General features: G+C 66.1%; 20 protein-coding genes and 1 riboswitch. Of the genes, 10 read left to right on the forward strand and 10 right to left on the reverse strand.

The features are described from left to right. Nucleotides 1-26 precede the first annotated feature (26 nt). A complete protein-coding gene (locus ArtHe_RS00370) occupies nt 27-1844 on the forward strand; it encodes a threonine/serine exporter family protein (protein WP_248318257.1) in 1818 nt (605 codons plus the stop codon). 51 nt (nt 1845-1895) lie between these two features. On the opposite strand, the gene ArtHe_RS00375 is transcribed toward ArtHe_RS00370, so the two are convergent. Next, a complete protein-coding gene (locus ArtHe_RS00375) occupies nt 1896-2738 on the reverse strand; it encodes a siderophore-interacting protein (RefSeq protein ID WP_248318258.1) in 843 nt (280 codons plus the stop codon). A 29-nt stretch (nt 2739-2767) separates the two neighbouring features. Then, a complete protein-coding gene (locus tag ArtHe_RS00380) occupies nt 2768-3481 on the reverse strand; it encodes a uracil-DNA glycosylase (protein WP_282568732.1) in 714 nt (237 codons plus the stop codon). Nucleotides 3482-3752: 271 nt separating this feature from the next. On the opposite strand from ArtHe_RS00380, the gene ArtHe_RS00385 reads away from it, so the two are divergent. The 3 genes from ArtHe_RS00385 to ArtHe_RS00395 all read left to right on the forward strand — a co-directional run bounded on the left by ArtHe_RS00385 (nt 3753) and on the right by ArtHe_RS00395 (nt 5115). Then, nucleotides 3753-4061: a DUF3263 domain-containing protein gene (locus ArtHe_RS00385; RefSeq protein WP_248318259.1), complete on the forward strand. Its 309-nt coding sequence runs from the start codon at nt 3753-3755 to the stop codon at nt 4059-4061. 33 nt (nt 4062-4094) lie between these two features. Next, nucleotides 4095-4712 carry a LytR C-terminal domain-containing protein gene (locus ArtHe_RS00390; RefSeq protein ID WP_248318260.1) on the forward strand — a complete coding sequence of 206 codons (618 nt, stop codon included), beginning with the start codon at nt 4095-4097 and terminating at the stop codon, nt 4710-4712. Nucleotides 4713-4911: 199 nt separating this feature from the next. Beyond that, complete coding sequence (locus ArtHe_RS00395; protein WP_066301805.1) at nt 4912-5115, forward strand: cold-shock protein; 204 nt, start codon at nt 4912-4914, stop codon at nt 5113-5115. Between the two features lie 103 nt (nt 5116-5218). Here ArtHe_RS00395 and ArtHe_RS00400 read toward each other — a convergent pair whose 3' ends face one another. Further along, nucleotides 5219-5776, reverse strand: a complete 558-nt coding sequence (locus ArtHe_RS00400; protein WP_248318261.1) for a TM2 domain-containing protein — start codon at nt 5774-5776, stop codon at nt 5219-5221. Between the two features lie 399 nt (nt 5777-6175). On the opposite strand from ArtHe_RS00400, the gene groL reads away from it, so the two are divergent. Beyond that, a complete protein-coding gene (groL, locus tag ArtHe_RS00405; RefSeq protein ID WP_066301801.1) occupies nt 6176-7813 on the forward strand; it encodes a chaperonin GroEL in 1638 nt (545 codons plus the stop codon). Nucleotides 7814-7926: 113 nt separating this feature from the next. Here groL and ArtHe_RS00410 read toward each other — a convergent pair whose 3' ends face one another. The 6 genes from ArtHe_RS00410 to ArtHe_RS00435 form a co-directional block, all read right to left on the reverse strand. Then, the gene (locus ArtHe_RS00410) at nt 7927-8217 is read right to left on the reverse strand and encodes a WXG100 family type VII secretion target (RefSeq protein ID WP_066301800.1); all 291 of its coding nucleotides are present in this window, start codon (nt 8215-8217) and stop codon (nt 7927-7929) included. 160 nt (nt 8218-8377) lie between these two features. Beyond that, nucleotides 8378-9991, reverse strand: a complete 1614-nt coding sequence (locus ArtHe_RS00415) for a HAMP domain-containing sensor histidine kinase (RefSeq protein ID WP_248318262.1) — start codon at nt 9989-9991, stop codon at nt 8378-8380. Between the two features lie 4 nt (nt 9992-9995). Next, nucleotides 9996-10709: a response regulator transcription factor gene (locus ArtHe_RS00420; protein ID WP_066301796.1), complete on the reverse strand. Its 714-nt coding sequence runs from the start codon at nt 10707-10709 to the stop codon at nt 9996-9998. A 342-nt stretch (nt 10710-11051) separates the two neighbouring features. Then, complete coding sequence (locus tag ArtHe_RS00425; RefSeq protein ID WP_066301788.1) at nt 11052-12698, reverse strand: DNA repair helicase XPB; 1647 nt, start codon at nt 12696-12698, stop codon at nt 11052-11054. Then, complete coding sequence (locus tag ArtHe_RS00430) at nt 12691-15129, reverse strand: helicase-associated domain-containing protein (protein ID WP_248318263.1); 2439 nt, start codon at nt 15127-15129, stop codon at nt 12691-12693. The genes ArtHe_RS00425 and ArtHe_RS00430 overlap by 8 nt, the downstream gene beginning before the upstream one ends. Nucleotides 15130-15169: 40 nt before the next feature. Further along, a complete protein-coding gene (locus ArtHe_RS00435; RefSeq protein WP_248318264.1) occupies nt 15170-15481 on the reverse strand; it encodes a hypothetical protein in 312 nt (103 codons plus the stop codon). A gap of 298 nt (nt 15482-15779) precedes the next feature. Here ArtHe_RS00435 and ArtHe_RS00440 point away from each other — a divergent pair, with 298 nt between their 5' ends. The 3 genes from ArtHe_RS00440 to ArtHe_RS00450 are packed head-to-tail and all read left to right on the forward strand — an operon-like array spanning nt 15780 to nt 18029. Further along, entirely contained in the window at nt 15780-16163 is a 384-nt protein-coding gene (locus ArtHe_RS00440; protein WP_066301780.1) for a cold shock domain-containing protein, read from the forward strand. A 15-nt stretch (nt 16164-16178) separates the two neighbouring features. Further along, nucleotides 16179-16700: a DUF3027 domain-containing protein gene (locus ArtHe_RS00445; protein ID WP_248318265.1), complete on the forward strand. Its 522-nt coding sequence runs from the start codon at nt 16179-16181 to the stop codon at nt 16698-16700. A 54-nt stretch (nt 16701-16754) separates the two neighbouring features. Continuing rightward, entirely contained in the window at nt 16755-18029 is a 1275-nt protein-coding gene (locus tag ArtHe_RS00450) for an MFS transporter (protein ID WP_248318266.1), read from the forward strand. A 65-nt stretch (nt 18030-18094) separates the two neighbouring features. Here ArtHe_RS00450 and serC read toward each other — a convergent pair whose 3' ends face one another. Beyond that, nucleotides 18095-19222 carry a phosphoserine transaminase gene (gene serC / locus ArtHe_RS00455; protein ID WP_248318267.1) on the reverse strand — a complete coding sequence of 376 codons (1128 nt, stop codon included), beginning with the start codon at nt 19220-19222 and terminating at the stop codon, nt 18095-18097. Between the two features lie 228 nt (nt 19223-19450). Between serC and ArtHe_RS00460 the strand changes: the two genes are divergently transcribed. Together ArtHe_RS00460 and ArtHe_RS00465 are read left to right on the forward strand one after the other, a co-directional pair. Further along, nucleotides 19451-20149: a metal-dependent transcriptional regulator gene (locus ArtHe_RS00460; RefSeq protein ID WP_066301764.1), complete on the forward strand. Its 699-nt coding sequence runs from the start codon at nt 19451-19453 to the stop codon at nt 20147-20149. 145 nt (nt 20150-20294) lie between these two features. Beyond that, a riboswitch (cyclic di-AMP (ydaO/yuaA leader) is annotated at nt 20295-20508 on the forward strand. A 3-nt stretch (nt 20509-20511) separates the two neighbouring features. Then, on the forward strand, nt 20512-21279 hold the full coding sequence (locus ArtHe_RS00465; RefSeq protein WP_248318268.1) for a M23 family metallopeptidase: 768 nt from the start codon (nt 20512-20514) through the stop codon (nt 21277-21279). Nucleotides 21280-21306 lie beyond the last annotated feature (27 nt).

Consider the following 21306-nt stretch of genomic DNA (forward strand, 5'->3'; position numbering starts at 1 on the left):
ACCGCACGCACGAAGGGACCCTTGGGGTGGACACCGTGGATAACGACGACGACCGCCGCAAGCCTGCCTCCAACCCGGAGCCTGTGGCGGGCCTGATTCCGGTCATCAAGGTCCCGGAACGCACAGGCAAGGAGTCCGGGCGCCGGCCCGGGACTGCGCCGGGCGTCCGCCGGGAACGGCCGGAGGAAACCGCTCCGCTTTCCGTGCCGGGGACAGGCGGGCTCCGGAGCACCAAACCCAAGCCGCCGCCGGCCACCACCTCAGTTCCCCGGCTGGCGAAGGCTGCTGCGCGGAAGTCCGCCCTCTCGCAGGCTGCCGGGGCACCAGCCGGTCCGCGGCCCGGAGTACCGGCCCGGCCCGGCAAGCCGCGTGCCCGCAAAACCACTCCGCGCCAGCACAGCCAGAGCGCAGCGCAGCGCGCTGACTCCTCGTCGGCCGCAGCGCGCAGGATGCTGCGCCGGCTGGTCCAGGGCGAGACTCCTCCGACCCAGGCCATGTCGATCGTCGAACGCCTGGCCGGCAGCCCCTACGCGAACCCGCGGGTGCGTTCGGGCGGGCCGGATGCCAGCGCCCGGAAGACACTGGACCTGGCGCTGAGCATGGCGGAAACGATGTTCCGCTACGGTGCGGGTGCCCTTGAGGTGGAGACAGCGATGATTGCTGTCACCGCCGCCTACGGCCTGGACAACATCGAGGTGGACATCACCAACCAGTCCGTCCTGCTTAATTACTCGCCCAAGGACCAGACCCCCATCACGGTGATGCGGGTTGTGCGCTCCTGGACGAACAACTACGCCGGACTCGCCCTGGTCCACCGGCTGGTCACTGACATTGTGGACGGCAACGTGTCCCGCGCCGAAGCCGCGCAGCAGCTGAACACCATAGTTCACCAGCCGAAACCCTTCCCTCGGTGGGCGGTAACGTTCTCCGCCGGACTGTTCGCCGCGGCCATTGTGGCCTTCATCGGCAGCGGGCCGCTGGGCTCCGCCGTGGCATTCTTCAGCACCATCCTGGTCAGTCTGCTGCAGCGGCTGCTGGGCCGCTGGCGCGTGCCGGACTTCTTCACCACGGCTGCCAGCGGATTCCTGGTCACGGCCCTGGCCATGCTGTTCTGGGCGCTGGACGCCACCGATTCCCTGGAGCTGGATATCGCGCCGGGAATTGTGGTGGCCGGCGGTATCCTGCTGCTGCTGCCGACCGGCCGTCTCGTGTCGGCGGTGCAGGATGCGATCAACGGGTTCCCGGTCACAGCAGCCGGGCGTTTCCTGTCCGCTTTCCTGACCTTCGGCGCCATCGTCGCGGGAATCGCCGTCGCCCTGGTGGTGGGGGCGTTGATGGGTATGCCCCGCCTGGAAGTCACCGAAGTTGCATCATCGCCGTACCCCTTCGCGGTGACGGTGCTGCTGCTGGCCGTGGCCCTGGCCACGATCAGCGTCACGGAGCAGTCCCCGGTGAACCTGGTGCTGCCCACGGTGCTCATTGGCCTGGGCGGGTTCCTGGTCGGGAGTCTCTCCGAGGCCGTCGGTGTGGGGCCCAGGCTGACCCCGGCGATTGCTGCCATCGTGATTGGCATGGCCGCGCGCATCGTGGCACTGCGAATGGGTGCCCCGCAGCTGGTGATCGCGGTGCCCGCGGTTCTCTTCCTCTTCCCCGGGCTGAGCATTTTCCGTTCCATGTACGGATTGAGCATCGGACTGGATGATGTGTCGGCCGGCGTTATCGGTCTCTTCAACGCGCTGACCGTGATCCTGGCGATCGCGGGAGGGGTGGTCTTCGGCGACAACCTGGCCCGTCCCCTGACCCGGAACCTGAACGGAAACGACAGGCGCAACCGCCGCCGCTGACCCGGGACTTACGTCCCGGGCCGCCGGTCCGGTGCAGACGCCGGTCCGGCGCTACAGGACCTTTCCGGCCGGGGTCTTCTTTTCGGCCTGGAAAGCGTCCTCGGTTCGTCCCGCCGCCCAGTAACCGGACAGGGACACCTGGCTTCGTTCGAGTCCATGCCGGGTGAAGAATATTTCCCGTAGGACCTTCATCGACTCACGCTCACCGTGTGCGAAGACCTGAACCCTGCCGGCACGCCAGGCCAAAGCGTCGACGGCGTCCGCGAGCGGCGTGCCGGGTGCGGCGTCACCCCGGTGCACCCACGTCACAGTCACGCCGGACGGGGCCGTCAGCGGCAGCTCATCGGCAGGACCGCGCACCTCGATCAGCGCGTGCCCGGTCGCGTCGGCATCCAGTGCCTCCAGTGCTGCTGCCGTGGCGGGCAGGGCTGACTCGTCGGCGGCGAACAGGTACCAATCGGCGTCGGGATCGGGGGAGAAGGCGCCGCCGGGGCCGCCAAAGGTGAGCAGGTCCCCGGGCTGGGCCGATTCAGCCCACGGACCGGCGATGCCCTCGGCGCCGTGCACCACAAAATCCATCGCCAGTTCGCGTTTTACGGTGTCGACCCAGCGCACGGTGTAGGTCCGGGAGACCGGCCAGTTTTCCCGCTCGGTCTGCTCCCGGAGGGCTTCCAGGCTTAGGGAGCCGTCCAGCGGACGGCCATCCGGCCCGAACCAGATTTTGCAGTAAGCGTCGGTGCGTCCGTTCGGTACGAAGGAATCGAAGCCGTCGCCGCCGGCCACGATGCGCACCATGTGCGGGGAAAGCTGCTCACGGCGCAGCACCTCCATGGTGTGGACCGGGCGCGGACGCCTCACCGGGGCCTCGACACGGGTGGCAGGGACATCAGGCATAGCGGGTGTTCTCCTTGGTGGGTTTGCCTCTACCGTACCCCGGGCAGCCGCCAGTCCACCGGGGCTGCGCCCTGGGCCAGTAACATCTCGTTCGCGCGGCTGAAGGGCCGGGAGCCGAAGAACCCCCGGGCTGCCGAAAGCGGGCTGGGGTGAGCCGATTCAATCCGCGGGACACCCTCAAGCAGGGGAGTCAGGGCCTGTGCCTGCCGGCCCCACAGGATGGCGACCAGGGGAAGACGGGTGCCGTCAGGCCGGCGCCGGGCGGCTAGCGCGCGCACCGCGAGGTCGGTGACGGCTTCCCAGCCGAGTCCCCGGTGTGAGTTGGCCGCACCGGCCTCAACCGTCAGTGCCCGGTTGAGCAGCAGCACGCCCTGGTCCGTCCAGGCGCTGAGGTCTCCGTGCGGTGCAGGAGGGATGCCCAGGTCTGCGGCGAGCTCCTTGTAGATGTTCGCCAGGGACCGCGGCAGCGGCCGCACCCCGGGATCGACGGAGAAGGAGAGGCCTACGGCGTGCCCCGGGGTGGGGTACGGATCCTGGCCGGTGATGAGGACCCTGACCTCGGCCATCGGGCGATGGAAGGCACGCAGAATGTTGCCCGGGGCGGGCAGGATGTGGGCTCCCGCGAGGCGCTGCTGTTCCAATGTGCCGCCGAGGGCGTACAGCCGGGACGCCTCAGGCTCCAGTGCCCGGGCCCAGTCCGCGGCCATCACGTCAGTTAGCGGTGTGCCGCTGGTGAACGGGATGGCTGTCTCTGCGGAGTCTGCCCGGCTCGGTCCGGGCTCCCCGCGCCGGCCAGCGGGCTCGGGATCGTAGGAAAAAAGGGCCGGTTCATCGCTGCTGATCACCCTCCCAGTCTTGGCTATTCATGGAAAAGATCCCAGCCGGTGCCGGAGCCAGCTAAATGACAACCCTGTTATTCCGGTTTACGATTGCTGCAGGAAGCAGACTCTTTTCCCTGGACCCCGCGCCATGCGGCCGTGTCCAGGGAACGGAACGGGAAACGGGGACAACGCAGTGGCAGGATCAGCCGACACCGGGGAATTTACGCTGGACGGTGCCATCGACCCTGACAGTCCCCTGAGCGAACGCGAGCAGCAGATGCTCTCTCTGGAGCGGTCCTGGTGGAAGTATGCCGGCGCCAAGGAACAGGCCATCCGGGACCTGTTTGGGTTGTCTGCGACCAGCTATTACCAGATCCTCAACGCACTGATCGATACCGAGGCAGCACTCGCCCACGATCCCATGCTGGTAAAACGGCTGCGTAGACTACGTACTACACGCCAGCGCGCGAGGACCGCCCGCCGTATCGGTACGGACGCCTAGGCCGAGCCACAGACCAAGGACAACAACACAACCATGAGCCAATATCCCAGGGACGAGTTCGATAAGGTCCCGGAGACCTCGACGCGGCAAGGTGTCCACCGTGAACGCCTTATTCCTGCACGCTCCAGCGGCGTTGGACTGATCATCACCGTTGGTGTCCTTGCTCTCCTCGTCGGACTGGCTGCCTACTTCGTGCTGCCCCGGCTGGGGATCGGCGCTGAGGGAAATGCCACCCCTGCCGCGTCCGACACACCTGCCGCGGAGCAGAGCGAATCCCCGTCCGGTTCCCCCAGCGATTCGCCGTCTCCCAGCCCGTCTTCGTCAGCACCGTCCGCCTCGCCGTCAGCGACTCCGTCGCCGACCCCCTCGGAACTGGCCGCCGACCGGACGCAGCCGGTGGTCGTCCTCAACGCCAGCGGTATTTCCGGTCTGGGAGCCGGTATCTCTGCCCGGATCGGTGCGGACGGCTGGGTCACCGCGCAGGTCGGGAACTGGGCGGGAACACCGCTGCAGACGTCGATCATCTTCTACAACGGCGAAGCACAGCGGGCCAACGCGGAGGAACTGTCCGCACTCCTCGGAATCCCCACGCTGAGCGAATCACCCGAGTTCACCAACGTCACCGTCGTGGCGGGACCGGGCTTCCAGTAGGCCGCACAGCCGCTGCCCGGCCATAAGTAAAATCTCGATAACTATCCTCCCGGCCCATGTGTGAAGTTCACGCGTGTGGCTAAAGTAAGGGCCAGCCGCCCGGAAACAGAGACCTGGCCCACGTCGGCCAGGCTCGATCGGGCGGCTGTTCCGGTGGATCATTGGCCGCCGGAACGGAGCCGAAAAAGGGGAGAGAAGCATGGCGCAGGGGATCGTCAAATGGTTCAACGGGGAAAAGGGCTACGGATTCATTACCGTTGACGAGGCCCAGACCGACGTTTTTGTTCACTGGTCAGCGATCCAGTCCGCAGGTTACCGGACGCTGGAAGAGGGTCAGCGGGTGGAATTTGAAATCGGTGAGGGACAGAAGGGTCCGCAGGCTGAAGACGTCAGGACTGTGTAGTCCGATTTCCGGGTGAGATCCCGGTTCAACAGCAGCGCCGGCAGCCGAAAATCGGCCGCCGGCGCTGTTTTGCTGTCTGGTCTGGGCTGTGAGGGCTGCGGGATTATTCGCGCAGCGGTACTCCGCGGGCATCGGTGCGGAACGTCTGTGCGCCTGCCAGGATCATGATGCCTTCCACAAAGCCCCACACCGCGCCGATACCCCAGGTGAACACCGTCACCAGGATCTGGACCACACCAATCGTGGTGTACCCGAGATAGAACCGGTGGACGCCGAAGCCGCCGAGGAAGATCCCCAGCAGTCCGGCGGCCAGCCGGGACTTCGGCGGATCAACCGCGTAGTAGTAACCGGGAGGGTACTGCCCCTGCGGTCCCTGCTGGTAGTACCCGCCGGGCTGACCCTGCGGGTAGGAGGCCTGTGGGTGGGGTGCCTGCGGGAACGGCGGCTGCCCCTGGGCGCCGTAGCCGGGCTGTGCCTGCTGGTTCCAGCCGGCGGGCGGACCCTTCTGCGGGTCCGGTGCACCGTACTCCCCGGGTGCACGGCCGTAGGGCGGTGGGGGAGGAGCAGCACTCGCGCCGTGCGGGGACGGCGCAGGCGATGCGCCGGTGCCATCTCCCCCTTCCTCTGAAGGGCGGTGATTCGGCGGCTGGTTCATGGACATGATCCGTCCTCACGGGGTTCGGGGAAGACCTGCCGGCTTGCGCGGGCGGGCGGGCTCCGGGGAGCTGCTGCAGAACCAATCTACGCCGCCCGGAGGCCAATCGGGTGCGGCGTCAGGCAGAATGTCCGCGCGTGTTCGCCGCGGGATGGGATTAACACTGAAACCCGGGTCACAAGCCTCCGTGACTGCTTGCACTCAAAGGGCGGGAGTGCTAATTATTGACTTAGCACTCTTACGGGTTGACTGCTAAGTCGCCGGTGTTGAGTGAACCAGCAAGCCACTGGGGTGAGGGGCCGGGACGCACGTAAAGAGATCGTGCGCTTCGCCCCGTCCGTCGCGGGCACCTCAGCCAGGAATGCAACATCCAAGCATGACTGTTCCGGAAGGACGATAGCCGTTATGGCCAAGATCATTGCATTTGACGAAGAGGCACGCCGCGGCCTCGAGCGAGGCCTGAACACCCTCGCCGACGCCGTGAAGGTCACCCTCGGCCCGCGTGGCCGCAACGTCGTACTCGAAAAGAAGTGGGGTGCCCCCACGATCACCAACGACGGCGTTTCCATCGCCAAGGAGATCGAGCTGGACGATCCCTACGAGAAGATCGGCGCCGAGCTGGTCAAGGAAGTTGCCAAGAAGACGGACGACGTCGCAGGCGACGGCACCACCACGGCTACCGTCCTTGCCCAGGCCCTCGTGAAGGAAGGCCTGCGCAACGTTGCTGCCGGCGCCGACCCGCTCGGCCTCAAGCGCGGCATCGAAAAGGCAGTCGCAGCCGTTACGGCTGAACTGCTTGCTTCGGCCAAGGAGATCGAAACCAAGGAGCAGATCGCTGCCACGGCTTCCATCTCCGCCGGCGACCAGCAGATCGGCGACCTGATCGCCGAGGCACTGGACAAGGTTGGCAAGGAAGGCGTCATCACCGTCGAAGAATCCAACACCTTCGGCCTGGAGCTTGAGCTCACCGAGGGCATGCGCTTCGACAAGGGCTACATCTCCGGTTACTTCGTCACCGACGCTGAGCGCCAGGAAGCTGTCCTCGAGGACCCGTACATCCTGATCGTCAACTCCAAGATCTCCAACGTCAAGGACCTCGTTGCCGTCCTCGAAAAGGTCATGCAGTCCGGCAAGCCGCTGCTGATCATTGCCGAAGACGTTGAGGGCGAAGCCCTGGCCACCCTGGTTGTCAACAAGATCCGCGGCACCTTCAAGTCCGTTGCCGTCAAGGCTCCGGGCTTCGGTGACCGCCGCAAGGCACAGCTGGCCGACATCGCCATCCTCACCGGTGGCCAGGTCATCGCCGAGGAAGTTGGCCTCAAGCTCGAGAACGCCACGCTGGACCTGCTGGGCAAGGCACGCAAGGTTGTTGTCACCAAGGACGAGACCACCATCGTTGAGGGTGCCGGCGACGCCGACGAAATCGCAGGCCGCGTCAACCAGATCCGTGCCGAGATCGAGAACTCCGATTCCGACTACGACCGCGAGAAGCTGCAGGAGCGCCTGGCCAAGCTGGCCGGCGGCGTTGCAGTCATCAAGGCCGGTGCGGCAACCGAGGTTGAGCTCAAGGAACGCAAGCACCGCATCGAGGACGCTGTGCGCAACGCCAAGGCAGCAGTCGAGGAAGGCATCGTTGCCGGCGGCGGCGTTGCACTGATCCAGGCTGGCCAGAAGGCATTCGCCAACCTGAAGCTCGAAGGCGACGAAGCAACCGGCGCCAACATCGTCAAGGTTGCCATCGACGCTCCGCTGAAGCAGATCGCCTTCAACGCCGGCCTCGAGCCGGGCGTTGTCGCTGACAAGGTCCGCGGCCTTCCCGAAGGTTTCGGCCTGAACGCGGCCACCGGCGAGTACGAAGACCTGCTGGCAGCCGGCGTCAACGACCCGGTCAAGGTAACCCGCTCTGCACTGCAGAACGCGGCTTCCATTGCCGGCCTGTTCCTGACCACCGAAGCCGTTGTAGCCGATAAGCCTGAGAAGGCTGCTCCGGCTATGGGCGGCGGCGACGAAATGGGCGGCATGGGCGGTATGGGCGGCTTCTAGTCCCCACCCCCGCCGGCGAGAGCCGGTGAGCGTCACAAAACGCCGAGAGGGCGCGGTACCCCGTTGGGTACCGCGCCCTTTCGTGTTTGCTAAACAGCCCCTCTGCGGGCCGCTCAGCGCATAAAGAGCGCGGTGTTGGCGGCCTCCGTGTCCGCGTACTGGGCCGAGGCGTACGCCAGTGCCTGGTTGATGCTGGCCAGGGACTCCTCCACCCTTGCCTGCGTCGCACGCCAATCGCTGATCAGCAGTTGGAAGTTTGCCGATGCCTGCCCCTGCCAGGATTCACCCAGTGACTGGAGCCCGGCCTGCATAATGTTGACGTCCGCCTGCAAACGATCGATGGTGCCGCGTACCTCAGCACTCTTGGCCGCCAGGATGTCACTGTCTACGTAAAAACCCGCCATGGAACCCCTCCAGTCCTTTTGGTCCGCCGGGTGCGGTCCTGCCCAGATCCTAGGCCGGGGAGCCCGGCAGCGGAGGCTGCGCGCAGGGCTGTGGATCAGCCGCCGGTATGGGAGCTGTGGAACAGGGTGTGGAGGAGCGAACCTCACGGCCCGGCACGGACTACTGCTGGTGCGGGGGTTCTTCCCCTGCTGCCGGGTTTCGGTTCGCCGAGGCGCCGGGGTCCGGGCTGCGGGGCGCGTCGATGTTCCGGTCAGCGGTGTCTTCCCCGGCGCCGGGCGCGCTGCCCACCTGGCTGTCCGCCGATGTCCCGCCCGTGCCGCCGTCGTCTTCATGGTCCGGAATGTTGTCCGGCGGCTGGTAGGGGAGCCGGATGGACATGGTGGCGCCGCCGCCCTCCGTCTCCGTCAGCCGTACGGTGCCATCGTGCTGGGCCACCAGAGCTGCAACGATGGCCAGGCCGAGTCCGGTCCCGCCCGTTTCCCGGTAACGCGAAGAATCCGCCCGGTAGAAACGCTCGAAAACCCTCGCGGCGTCTTCGTCGGAAATACCCGGACCGTGGTCGCGGACTTCCAGCACGGCGTCCATGCGGTCATGGATCACCGGGGCGACGCCGACGGCCACTTCGATGGGTGAGCCTGCCGGTGTGTAGCGCAGGGCGTTGGTCATCAGATTGGCCACAACCTGCCGGAGCCGGGCTTCATCGCCCATGGTGGGTGCGCTTCGCGGGGAGCTGCCACCCAGCCCGACAACCGTGATCTCCCGGTCCGGCGCACTGGCCCTGGCATCGAGGGCGGCGTCATTGCCCAGGATCATGAGGTCCACGGGACGGTATTCCAGCGGACGCTGTTCATCGACCCGGGCCAGCGTCAGGAGGTCCTCGACGAGCTGGCCCATCCGCTTCGCCTCACTCTCGATCCGGCCCATTGCCGCCTCCACATCCTCGGGTTTCTGCAGCGCCCCGTGCCGGTAGAGCTCGGAGAAACCGCGGATGGTGACGAGGGGGGTGCGGAGTTCATGGGATGCGTCCTGGACGAAGCGGCGCATCTTCTGTTCGGACTGGGTCCGGGCGGCGAAGGCGGTTTCGATGTGCGCCAGCATGGCGTTCAGGGAACGTGAGAGCCGGCCGATCTCAGTGGCGGGATTGCCTACCTCGACGCGCCGGGACAGGTCTCCGGCAGCGATGGCTGCAGCTGTTTTCTCCACCTGGCTGAGGGGGCGGAACTGGCGGGTGACAGCCCAATAGGCAATGCCGGTGGCACCAAGAGTGCCAAGGAGCCCGACGGAGAAGACCAGCGAGGCTGCTTCATCCACCGTCTCGGCCACCGAGTCCAGCGGGACGGCAACGGCCACCGAGCCCGGGAAATTGGCAATGTGGAAGACCTGTACACGCCAGCCTTTGCTGCCTGGGGCGGTGCCGGGGACGTCGAAGCCGCGGCCATTGATCTCGTCAACGGTTCCCGAGTCGATGGTGCCGAGCATTGGGGTGTCGAAGTTGTCCTCGGAATGGGTCTCCGGGCCGTGCTCGCCGTCCTCGTTGAGGTAGAGGCCGTAGAAACGGAAGAGCGAGGTGTCAGCGGCCGGTCCGCCGGAAATGAGGTAGCGGGAGATCGCGGTGGCGTTGTCCTGGATGTCGGCGTCCAGGCGGGTGACGAGGATCTGCCGCAGCACGTAGATGGTGGCCAAGCCTGTGATGGTCACCGTTACGACCATCAGCACGGCCATGATGGCCACCAGCTGTGATCGCAGGGAGGCCGATTTCCAGCGCCGGGTCAACGTTTTAGCGCTTCTCCGTCGTGCGCAGCAGGTAGCCGACGCCGCGCTTGGTCTGGATCAGCGCCGGAGCGTCCGGGCTGCGGTCGATCTTGCGGCGCAGATAGGAGATGTAGGACTCCACGATCGAGGCGTCGCCGTTGAAGTCGTATTCCCACACGTGGTCGAGGATCTGCGCCTTTGAGAGGACGCGGTTGGGATTCAGCATCAGGTAACGCAGCAGCTTGAACTCGGTGGGGGAGAGGTCGATCGTGACACCGCCGCGGCGTACCTCGTGCGCATCGTCGTCGAGCTCCAGATCCTCCACCCGGATCACCGCGTCATCGTCGTCCAGCGGCTGGGTCCGCCGGAGCACCGCCCGGATCCGGGCGACTACCTCGTCGAGGCTGAAGGGCTTGGTCACGTAGTCGTCGCCGCCGACCGTGAGGCCGGTGACCTTGTCCTCCGTGTCATCCCGCGCGGTCAGAAAAACGACCGGGAAGTGGCGTCCGGCAGCACGCAGCCGGCGCGTCAGGGTGAAACCGTCCATGTCAGGCAGCATCACGTCGAGGACGGCCAGGTCCGGGCTGTGCTCATCAACCGCGGCGAGGGCTTCCCTGCCGTTTCCGGCCGCGACGACGTCGAAGCCTGCGAAACGCAGCGACGTTGAGAGCAGCTCGCGGATGTTCGGCTCATCATCGACAACAAGGAGGCGTGCTTCGGGTGCAGACGATTTGTTCACCCGCCTAGTTTCTTACATTTAGCTGGACGTTGTCTGTAGACCAGCTCTAAGGGAGCTGGAAACATCCAATGTGACCGCTGGGGCAGCCGGGCGCCGTCCCGCGGGTACAGGACCAGTGGGGGGGCAGCTGGGGGGGGGGGGGGGGGGGGGGGGGGGGGCGCATCTCCGGAAGGGGGTGGGACTGCCAAGCACCCCAAGTGCGAGCACCCTAAGTGCGAGCACCCCAAGTGCGAGCACCCTAGGTGCCTGCGGGGTGAAGCGCGGCAAGGGGCTGAACGGCGGCCCACGGTGGAACGGCTATGGGCCGGACCCGCTCCCGGAATGGAGGCGGTCGCTTCTAATCTAGACCGGTTTCCCGATGTCCGCCGCGTCCTGGATGGAATACGCGTAACCTTGCTCCGCGAGGAACCGCTGCCGCTTGGCCGCGAAGTCCTGGTCCAGGGTGTCGCGTGCGACGACGGTATAGAAGTGCGCTGCCCGGCCGTCGGCCTTGGGGCGCAGCAGGCGTCCCAGCCGCTGTGCTTCCTCCTGGCGTGAGCCGAAGGACCCGGAGACCTGGATGGCCACGGAGGCTTCGGGCAGGTCGATGGAGAAGTTCGCGACTTTGGAAACCACCAGGGTTTTGAGTTCGCCTTCCCGGAAGGCCGCGAACAGCCGCTGCCGTTCCTTGACCGGAGTCTCGCCCTTGATTACCGGGGCATCGAGCCGTTCGGCGAGTTCATCGAGCTGATCGATGTACTGCCCGATCACCAGGATCTGGTCCCCTTCGTGGCGGTGGACCAGCTGTTCAACCACCTTGGACTTGGTTTCCGAGGTCGAACAAAGCCGGTACTTGTCGCCGTCCTCCGCCATGGCGTAGGCAACCCGCTCGTCCCGGGGCAGGTCTACCCGCACCTCGATGCAGTCGGCGGGTGCAATGTAGCCCTGCGCTTCGATATCCTTCCACGGCGCGTCGTAGCGCTTGGGCCCGATGAGGGAGAAGACCTCGCCCTCGCGTCCGTCCTCGCGCACCAGAGTGGCGGTCAGGCCGAGGCGGCGGCGGGCCTGCAGATCTGCGGTCATCCGGAAAATGGGAGCCGGCAGCAGATGGACCTCGTCATAGATGATCAGGCCCCAGTCGTTGGCGTCCAGCAGCTCCAGGTGCGGGTACAGCCCGCCGCGCTTGAGCGTCAGCACCTGGTACGTGGCGATCGTGACGGGCCGGACTTCCTTGACCGCGCCGGAATACTCACCGATCTCGTCTTCGGTCAGGGATGTCCGCTTGAGCAGCTCGTCCTTCCACTGCCGTGCGGAGACGGTGTTCGTGACCAGGATGAGGGTGGTGGTGGAGCTGGTGGCCATGGCCGCAGCCCCCACCAGGGTTTTCCCGGCCCCGCAGGGCAGGACCACGACGCCGGAGCCGCCGGCCCAGAAGTTCTCCGTGGCCAGCTTCTGGTACGGCCGCAGCGCCCAGCCGTCCTCGTTGAGCAGGATGGGGTGGGGTGTTCCGTCAACGTAGCCGGCGAAGTCCTCAGCGGGCCAGCCAAGCTTGAGCAGCAGCTGCTTCAGCTGGCCACGCATGGCCGACTGCACCACCACGGTTTCACCGTCGATCCGCGGCCCGAGCAGCGGCTGGATCTTCTTGGCGTGCAGCACTTCTTCCAGCACGGGGTAGTCGTTGGTCCGCAGCACCAGTCCGTGCTGCGGGTCCTTCTCCAGGCGCAGGCGGCCGTACCGGGACATCGTGTCCTCGATGTCGATCAGCAGCGAGTGCGGTACCGGGAAGCGGGAGTAGGTCAGCAGCGTGTTCAGCACCTGCTCCGCATCCAGCCCCGCGGCCCGGGCGTTCCACAGGCCCAGCGGTGTCAGCCGGTAGCTGTGGATGTGTTCCGGGGCCCGTTCCAGCTCCGCGAAAGCGGCGATCGCATGGCGCGCTTCCTGGGCTTGTTCGTGGTCCACTTCCAGCAGGATGGTCTTATCACTCTGGACAATCAAAGGTCCGTCAACCATGTGCCGGGCTGCCCTCCACTATTTCCACGTCCATTATCCGATGTATTGACACTACGCGCTCAACGTCGCGCCGCGGATCGAAGACCCGTACCCGGCCCTCGCCCACTGAGAGGGGAACAAAGATCTCCTGCCGCTCATTCCCCTGGCTGTCCACCACGCCCATACGGACTGAACTCTTGGTCCGGATGGCCGTGCGCAGGGTTTCCAGTCCCACAAGCGGCATCGACTCGTCGTGTTTCGGGGCGCCGGCGGGACCGCGGCCGCGCAGGGCGGCGAGCTGCGCGTCGATGTCGGAGCCGCTCAGTTCCCACTGGTTCACCCGGGTGCGGGACGACGACGGCGCCGGCACCGGCGGGCGGGCATGCGAGCCGTTCGCTTCGCGCGCCCGGCCCTCCATCACCGGGGCGTAGCCCAGGTCCCGGATCGCTAAAGCCAGTTCCTGGGGCGTCGCTGCTGAGGAGATCACCGTCGGTGCAAGCCGGGTCAGTCCGAGGGACGCGGAGCGCGGATCGGCCATCAGGGCGTTCAGCCCGGTTTCGTCATCACTGCGCAGGTAGCTCCACGCCGCCCCGATGCGCAGGCGTCCGTGCCGGGCGGCGGTATCTTCCACCAGGTACCGCAGCGGCTGGGGAATTTCCGTGGCGGAATAATGGGCCAGGAACTCCAGGATGGACGCCGCATCCATCTCTGCGTCCAGTGCCCGCCGAATGGAATCGGCAGAGAACCGGTAGATCGCCGCCGGCCCCTGGCCCTCGGGGGTGGAGATCAGCGCCAGCTGACGGGCTACTGACGGCTCCAGGTAGCCGGGTGCAACAGCGGTGAGGTCAGCCTGCAGCAGGAAGGAGCTGAGCGGTTCCGGCAGGGCTTCGCGCAGCCGGCTGGTGGCCCGCTCGAAATCCGACGCAGCAACTGCCTCACCGAGTTCGGTCAGGGCTCCGGAACCGATCAGCCCGAGCTGGGCGGCTTCCTTCAGGATCCCGGGAACCAGGCGGGCGAACCGCCGCTGCAGCCGCGGCTGGTGCCAGGTGAGGGCGCTGAGCAGATCTTCGACGTCGAAGGCACCGGAGTGCGCTTCCTGGCTGTCGCCGCCGTCCGCGGTGAGCACCGCGAGCATTTCCAGTGTCCGACGCCGCACCAGCGGCGCGTCGGGGCGGGAGAGTTCTCCGGCGAGGGCATTCAGGGATCCTCCGCCGGGCAGCGGTCCGCCCACGAGCGAAGGCGCCCGTTCCGCTTCCAGCCAGGACTCCACCAGACGGCGCCACTGCTGTTCCCGGTCCAGTGTCAGCCAGTCATTCTCGGCCGTTCCCCACCGGGCGGTGGCTGCGTCGAGGACCAGGAGCCCGGAGAGCGCCGCCAGCTCCAGCAGCCAGGCGGTGGCCCCGATGTCCAGCCGCAGGGCTTCCGAGACCCGGCGGACCTCCCGAACCCCGACCCCGCCGGACCGCAGGGTGCCAACCGGAGAAGTGCTGGCCAGGGCCAGCAGCTCGGTGACCAGGCGGAGGGTTTCCGCTACAGCGCCAAACGCTGCATTGTCCCGCAGCGTGTGCGGCACGGGCCGGGGTGTGGGCGCCACGGGTTCCAGCTGGAAATCCGAGACGATTACGTGTCCGCGCGATGCCTGGCCGACCGGCCGGGGAAGTTCAACGTGCAGTGCGTCCAGGGGAACCAGCAGGCCGTGCGCCACGAGCCATTCCACCGGTGTGGGGGAGGGGTTGTCCAGGACGGCCCGGCTGATCGCGGCCTTCTTGGGGATCGTCCCGACCGGGGAGTACTTGAAGCGCCGGAGCAGGTCTTCGGTCTGCGGCGGAGCGTCAGCGATCAGAGCTTCCCAGCCGGCCGGGTCGGAGACCAGATGATGCAGGGAGTGGGCGGCAGTTGCCGGAGTATCGGCCTTCTCCAGGGGGAGTCCGCGCTCGCGCAGCCCCTCGACGATCCCCACCAGGCGCTGGCCAAACTCCGGCTGCTGGGCCGCCAGGGTGGAATAAGGCCGCCCGAGTCCGGCCGGATAAGCACCCAGCGCGTCCCCCAGAACGGAGACGGGCAGATAAAAGCGGCGTCCGGCGTCGGCCTTTGGGGCGCCCGGATGCGGGGTGGCCCGGCGCAGGAGGGCGAGGCTGTGCAGATAGCTCAGGATCGAGTCCAGGGCCTTGATGGTGGAACCGGCGATGGAGGCCTTGAGCCAGGACGCCGTGGTGCTCAGGTGGGAATCTTCGTTGGTGGTCAGATCCAGTGCTTCCAGGACCTGCAGCTGCGGAGCGGTGAGTTTTTCCAGGGCACGTTGTACGCTGATGCGCGTTGACGCACGGGCCGCCAGGGCCTGGAAATCCGGTACCGGAGGCAGGGCCAGATCCGGCCGGGCGGTCAGGAGCTCACGCAGCTGTTCGTCACTGCGCGCTGCAAGGTCTTCAGCCAAGGCTCGGATCGCGGACATCGTCCAATACGTTACCCGAGTGGGACCAAAAACAAACGGGTTAGCCGCGCCGCCGGTGCACGATTGAGTCAATTACCAGCCCGGCCATCAGGAGAAACGCGACGGGCAGGGCGTAGAAAGCTCCGGCAGCGAACCCGGGCCAGATCTCCGCTCCTCGAAGCGCTTCGAGGAGGAGGAGGCCCAGGCTGGCGACGCCGGCCACGGCCAGGACAGCGGCTACAACAGTCAAAACCAGCCGCAGCGGGGACCGGTGGGACCGGGGCGGGGTGTCCGCGCCGGCATCAGTGTTTCCAGGCGCGGAATCGGCGGTGCGGCCGGTTGATTTCCCGGAATCGGGCGTGCGGGGTTCCATGGTCTTAAACGCTAGCAGCTAAAATTCCACGCCCACAAAGCTGTGTCCGGGGGCAGAAACCGGGGCAGGGGATATTCTAAAGGGAACAGACTTCACCGTAGTATCTCTGGAGGTGCCCGGCCATTACCGGCGGGGTACAGCAGGTTGCCGCAGGCGGGCCTGTGCAGTAATCGGGACGTGCCGTATTAATGTAACCAGTACCGGTGCGGCACGGAGGCACCCCAGATGCAGTACGGCAAGCAGTAACAACGTGCGGGCGAGCGCGCCGCACCCATTACACAAGAACGAGGTAAGCGAAGTGCCCATCGGCAAGGTCAAGTGGTTCGACACTGGCAAAGGATTCGGTTTCCTGGCCACTGACGACGGCCAGGAAGTTTTCCTGCACGCCTCAGCGCTTCCCTCCGGTGTGACCGAGGTGAAGCCCGGCACACGCATGGAATTTGGCGTGGCAGACGGCCGCCGCGGCCCGCAGGCGCTCTCCGCCCGGATCCTGGAGGCGCCGCCGTCGGTGGTTAAGGCCACCCGCAAGCCTGCGGATGACATGGCAGTGATTACGGAAGACCTGATTAAACTGCTGGATGGTATTTCCAATGGCCTGCGCCGCGGCAGGTACCCGGAGAAGAAGCACGCAACGAAGGTCGCCGCGGTTCTGCGGGCCGTAGCCGACGACCTTGACGCCTAGGGGCAGAACCTCCGAGTGAACACCAACGATACGAGCGCTCCAGAAGAACAGCCCGCCAAGTCCACTGTCCGGAAGGCACCCCGCCGTCCGACGAAGCCGGATGCCGTGCTGGCTGCCGCCATCGAAACGGCACGGGCCGGCCTGCTCGAGGTTGTTCCCGAAGCCCAGATCGGCGACCATATTGGTGCCGTGCCGGAAGCTGACCGGCTGGTAACCCACCGGTTCCAGGCGAACCGTCCCGGCTACCGTGGTTGGCAGTGGTACGCCACTCTGGCCCGCGTTCCCCGCGGGAAGGTGGCCACTGTCTGTGAGGTGGGGCTGCTGCCCTCGGCAGACTCAGTGCTGGCACCGGAATGGGTTCCCTGGTCCGAACGGATCAGGCCCGAGGACGTCGCCGCTGAGGCCGCCCAGGCCGCAGCTGAGGCTGCCGCCGCCCAGGCCACTGCGGACGCAGCCGCTGAACGTGAGCAGAAAACGGCAGACGGGGAACCTGAACAGGCTGCCGAACCCCAGGCTTCAGTGATGGAGGACGAATAACCGGTGAGTGTTTGGAACACGGTTCATCATCCCGATAGGGAGGAGTGAACCCATATGTTCCGTTCGCTTCGCATCTTCAACTACCGCATCTGGTTCCTGGGGGCACTGGTCTCCAATATTGGTACCTGGATGCAGCGCACTGCCCAGGACTGGCTGGTCTACGACATCCTGACCAATCAGGATGCGGCAGCCATGGGCATTGTGATGGCCCTGCAGCTCGGCCCCCAGCTGCTGCTGGCGCCGTGGGCCGGACTCATTGCGGATACCTACGACCGCCGCAGGGTCCTCCTGATCACACAGGTGGCCATGGCCGCCCTCGGAGCGGGGCTTGGCCTGCTGGTGCTTTCCGGCCATGCACATCTCTGGCATGTCTACGCGTTCGCGCTGGCTCTCGGGATTGTTTCCGCCATCGACGCCCCGGCACGCCAGAGCTTCGTCTCCGAAGTGGTCAGCGAAGAGAACCTGCCCAACGCCGTCGCGCTTAACAGTGCCTCCTTTAACGGTGCGCGGATGATCGGTCCGGCCGTGGCCGGCCTGCTGACCGTTGCGGTTGGTCCCGGCTGGGTGTTCCTGATCAACACCGTGACATTCGCTGCCATGGTCCTGGCGCTGCTGAAAATGCGGTCCGGAGAACTGCGGATCCTGCCCAAGGCTCCGGCCGGGAAGGGACGGATCCGTGCCGGACTGAAATATGTGCGGTACCGGCCGGACCTGATCATGGTCTTGGTGGCCATTTTCATTGTGGGGACCTTCGGGTTGAACTTCGCCGTGTACATCGCAGCGATGGCCCGCACCGAGTTCGGACAGGACGCCGGGATCTTTGGACTGCTCAACTCGATCATGGCCATTGGTTCGGTCGCCGGAGCACTGCTGTCCGCACGCAGGGACAAACCAAGGCTTCGGTTTATCTTCGGGGCCGCCGGCGCGTTTGGCCTCTCCTGTGCCGTGGCAGCAGTCTCGCCAACGCTGTGGATCTTCGCGCTTTCCCTCATCCCCACCGGGCTTTTTGCCCTCACCCTGATGACCAGCGCGAACGCGTACGTGCAGACGACGACGGCGCCGGTGATGCGCGGACGGGTCATGGCCCTGTACTTCGCCATCTTTATGGGCGGCACCCCGCTGGGCGCCCCAATTGTCGGCTGGGTTTCCAATTCCTTCGGGCCGCGGTGGAGCCTGGGGGTCGCCGCGGCATCCGGACTGATCACCGCCGTGATCGGCCTGGTCTGGGCCTGGCGGTCCCACCACCTGCGGCTGCACTATGACCGCACGGTGCGCCGCCGGCTGGTGGTCACGAGCCGGGAAACAGAACAGGACCCCAAAGCGCAGTAGCGCGTGGGGTCCTGTCCCGGGACGTGACCGGTCGGTTCTGCCCGGTGCTTAGCCTGTTTTGAGGCCTAGGAGTGCTCGATCACGTAGTCGATGCAGTTCAGCAGGGCGCTGACATCATCCGGCTCGATCGCCACAAACGTGGCAATGCGCAGCTGGTTGCGGCCGAGCTTGCGGTACGGCTCAACATCAACGACGCCGTTGGCGCGCAGCGTCTTGGCGATTGCCGCGGCGTCGATCGAATCATCAAAGTCGATCGTGGCGATGACATTGGACCGGTCCTGAGGCCGGGTTACGAACGGGGACGCTACCGGCGAGGCCTCGGCCCAGGAGTAGATCCGGCCCGCTGAATCCGCCGTGCGGCCCGCGGCAAAGGACAGACCACCATTTGCATTGAGCCACTGGACCTGGTCATTGAGGGTCACCAGGGTGGCCAGCGCCGGCGTGTTGTACGTCTGGTTGAGACGAGAATTATCGATCGCCGTCTGCAGGTTCAGGAAATCGGGAATCCAGCGGCCGGAGGCATTGATCCGGCCAGCGCGCTCAACCGCGGCGGGGGAGAACATCCCAAGCCACAGGCCGCCGTCGGAGGCAAAGTTCTTCTGCGGCGCGAAGTAATAGACATCCGACTCGGCGAGGTCCACGTCGAGGCCGCCCGCAGCGGAGGTGGCATCAATCAGGACGAGGGAACCGTCATCGGCGCCGGCAACGCGGCGCACCGGTGCGGCAACGCCGGTGGAGGTCTCATTCTGGGGCCAGGCATAGACATCCACGCCGGCTTCGGCGCGGGCTTCGGGCCGGGTCCCCGGCTCCGCCTTGATGATGCTGGATTCGGCCAGGAAGGGAGCCTTGTTGGTGGCGGCGGCGAACTTGGAGCCGAATTCACCGAAGGACAGGTGCTGCGCCTTGTTCTCCACCAGGCCGAAAGAGGCGATGTCCCAGAACGCTGTTGAACCACCCACGCCCAGGACTACTTCATATCCTTCAGGCGCGGAGAACAGGTTGCTGAGCCCTTCGCGGATGGAGCCAACCAGGTTCCGGACCGGTGCCTGGCGGTGGGAGGTACCCAGGAGCTTGGCGCCGGCCGAGGACAGTGCCTCGATCTGCTGGGGGCGCACCTTGGAAGGACCAGCACCGAAACGCCCGTCCTTGGGAAGAAGTTCTGCGGGGATCGTAAGCGTGGCGGTTTCGCCCATTTTTGTTTGCTCCAAGCGGATTGGCAGGGTGCTGTAGATACTTCTCTATTCTGCACCTCCGCCCCCTGCCGCCGGTATTTATGAACGGGAGTTGGCATCGGGCCGTGAAAGTGGATAATTGCCCCCGAATTGGTGGCATGGGCTAACGTGGAAACGAACCTGCGGCGCAGTCTGTGCCACCTTGGTTTTCAACCCTTTCTTCCGCACGAATTCTAGGAGCGGCTGGTCATGACGGACCTCATCGACACAACTGAGATGTATCTTCGAACCATCCTTGAGCTCGAAGAGGAGAACATCGTGGCCCTGCGCGCCCGGATTGCCGAGCGCCTGCGCCATTCCGGCCCCACAGTCTCGCAGACCATCGGGCGGATGGAACGGGACGGGCTGGTTGTGGTGTCGGGAACCCGGCAGCTGGAACTGACCGAACTGGGCCGCCGGCGCGCCACGGAGGTAATGCGCAAACACCGCCTTGCCGAGCGGCTGCTGGCTGACGTGATTGGGCTGGACTGGGCGTACGTCCACGATGAAGCGTGCCGCTGGGAGCATGTGATGAGTGAGCGCGTCGAGCGCCGGCTCTATGACCTGCTGGGGCAGCCCACGGAGTCGCCGTACGGCAACCCCATCCCGGGCCTGGAAGCGCTGGGTGGAACCACCGCCCTGGCCCCGGCCGCCGGCTACACGGACCTGGTCTCCGCAGTCAGTGCAGCCACCCCCGGGGCGCAGATGAACCTGCTGCGTCTCGCCGAACCGATCCAGGTTGACCCGGAGCTGCTGGCACAGCTGGATGAGGCCGGGCTGCGGCCCGGTGCCACGATCACCGCCGAGGTGGTCGGAGGCTACATTTCCGTCCGTGTTCCCGGGATTGAAGGTGCGCTGGAGCTGCCCACCGAAGTCGCGGCGCACGTTTTTGTCACCGGACCGGCCTAGCCGGTCCACTGCCGCCGGAACCCGCAGCCATTCACCGGCAGCGGCCAGCGCCGGCTGCGCCGGCGCCTGGCCGTCGGTAACGGAATGGTATCTTTTAGCATTTTTCCCCTATAGTGACATCTGACTACAGCAACAACACCGTTCACCGGTCCGACAGCCTAACCCTGCCACTGGACCGCAGGTGCAACCGTTCGCAGGCAGGGGCGGAGGACCCATCAACCGGCAGTGGCAGCACTGCCTTGGGGTGAAGCCTCCGAGCAGCGCAGGAGTATCCGCACAGCAGATACCCCTGTGCGTCGTGGGCCGAGTTCTCTACTCGAATCCGACAGCTAACTTCGCAGGCTTTGTAGAGAGGGAACCACTTGTCGAAGCACACTGCTTCGGGCAGGCGCAGGGCCGAAACCTCGGCCGCTCCACTGCGTCAACGCGCTGCCGCCGGGTCCACGGGCCGGCGCCGCGCTGAACCTGTCCGCCGCCCGCTGGGGGGATCAGCCCAGAAATTTGCCATCACCGCTGCCGCCTCCGGGCTGGTGCTGACCGTTGCGCTTCCGACGACCGCGGCGGCCGTGGATCCTCTGCCGGCACAGGAGCCCGCCGCGGCTCCGGCCCCGGTTTCGGCTGATCCCAACGCCACCGTGGAGTTTGACCGGGCCGCACTGACCAGCAAGTTCGATCCGGATGCGAAACTGCAGGGACTCACTGTCGCCGGCACGGACGTCACGCCGGGAGCCGCGCAGGGCACTCTCGCCACTCCGCTGGACTCCGAACTGGTGCAGACCTCTTCCTTCGGGTACCGGGTCAGCCCGATCACCGGAGCAGCAGGCGAGCTGCACACCGGGCAGGACTTCGCCGCGGCCTGCGGCACGGAAGTCAGCGCCGCCGCCAGCGGCAAGGTCAAGTCTGCCGGCTGGCATGCCTACGGCGGAGGGAACCGTGTGGTGGTGGACCACGGCAACGGTGTGGAAACCACCTACAACCACCTGTCGGCCATCAGCGTCTCTGTGGGCGACGAAGTCCAGCGCGGGGACCTGGTGGGAGCCAGCGGCACCACGGGCGCCTCCACGGGCTGTCACCTGCATTTTGAGGTACTCGTAAACGGCACGCCTGTCGACCCTCTCGGCTGGTTGTGACCGCTCCAACACCCTTTCGTGACCTGA

The sequence above is a fragment of the Arthrobacter sp. Helios genome (assembly GCF_023167125.1).
Taxonomy (GTDB): Bacteria; Actinomycetota; Actinomycetes; order Actinomycetales; family Micrococcaceae; genus Arthrobacter_B; species Arthrobacter_B luteolus.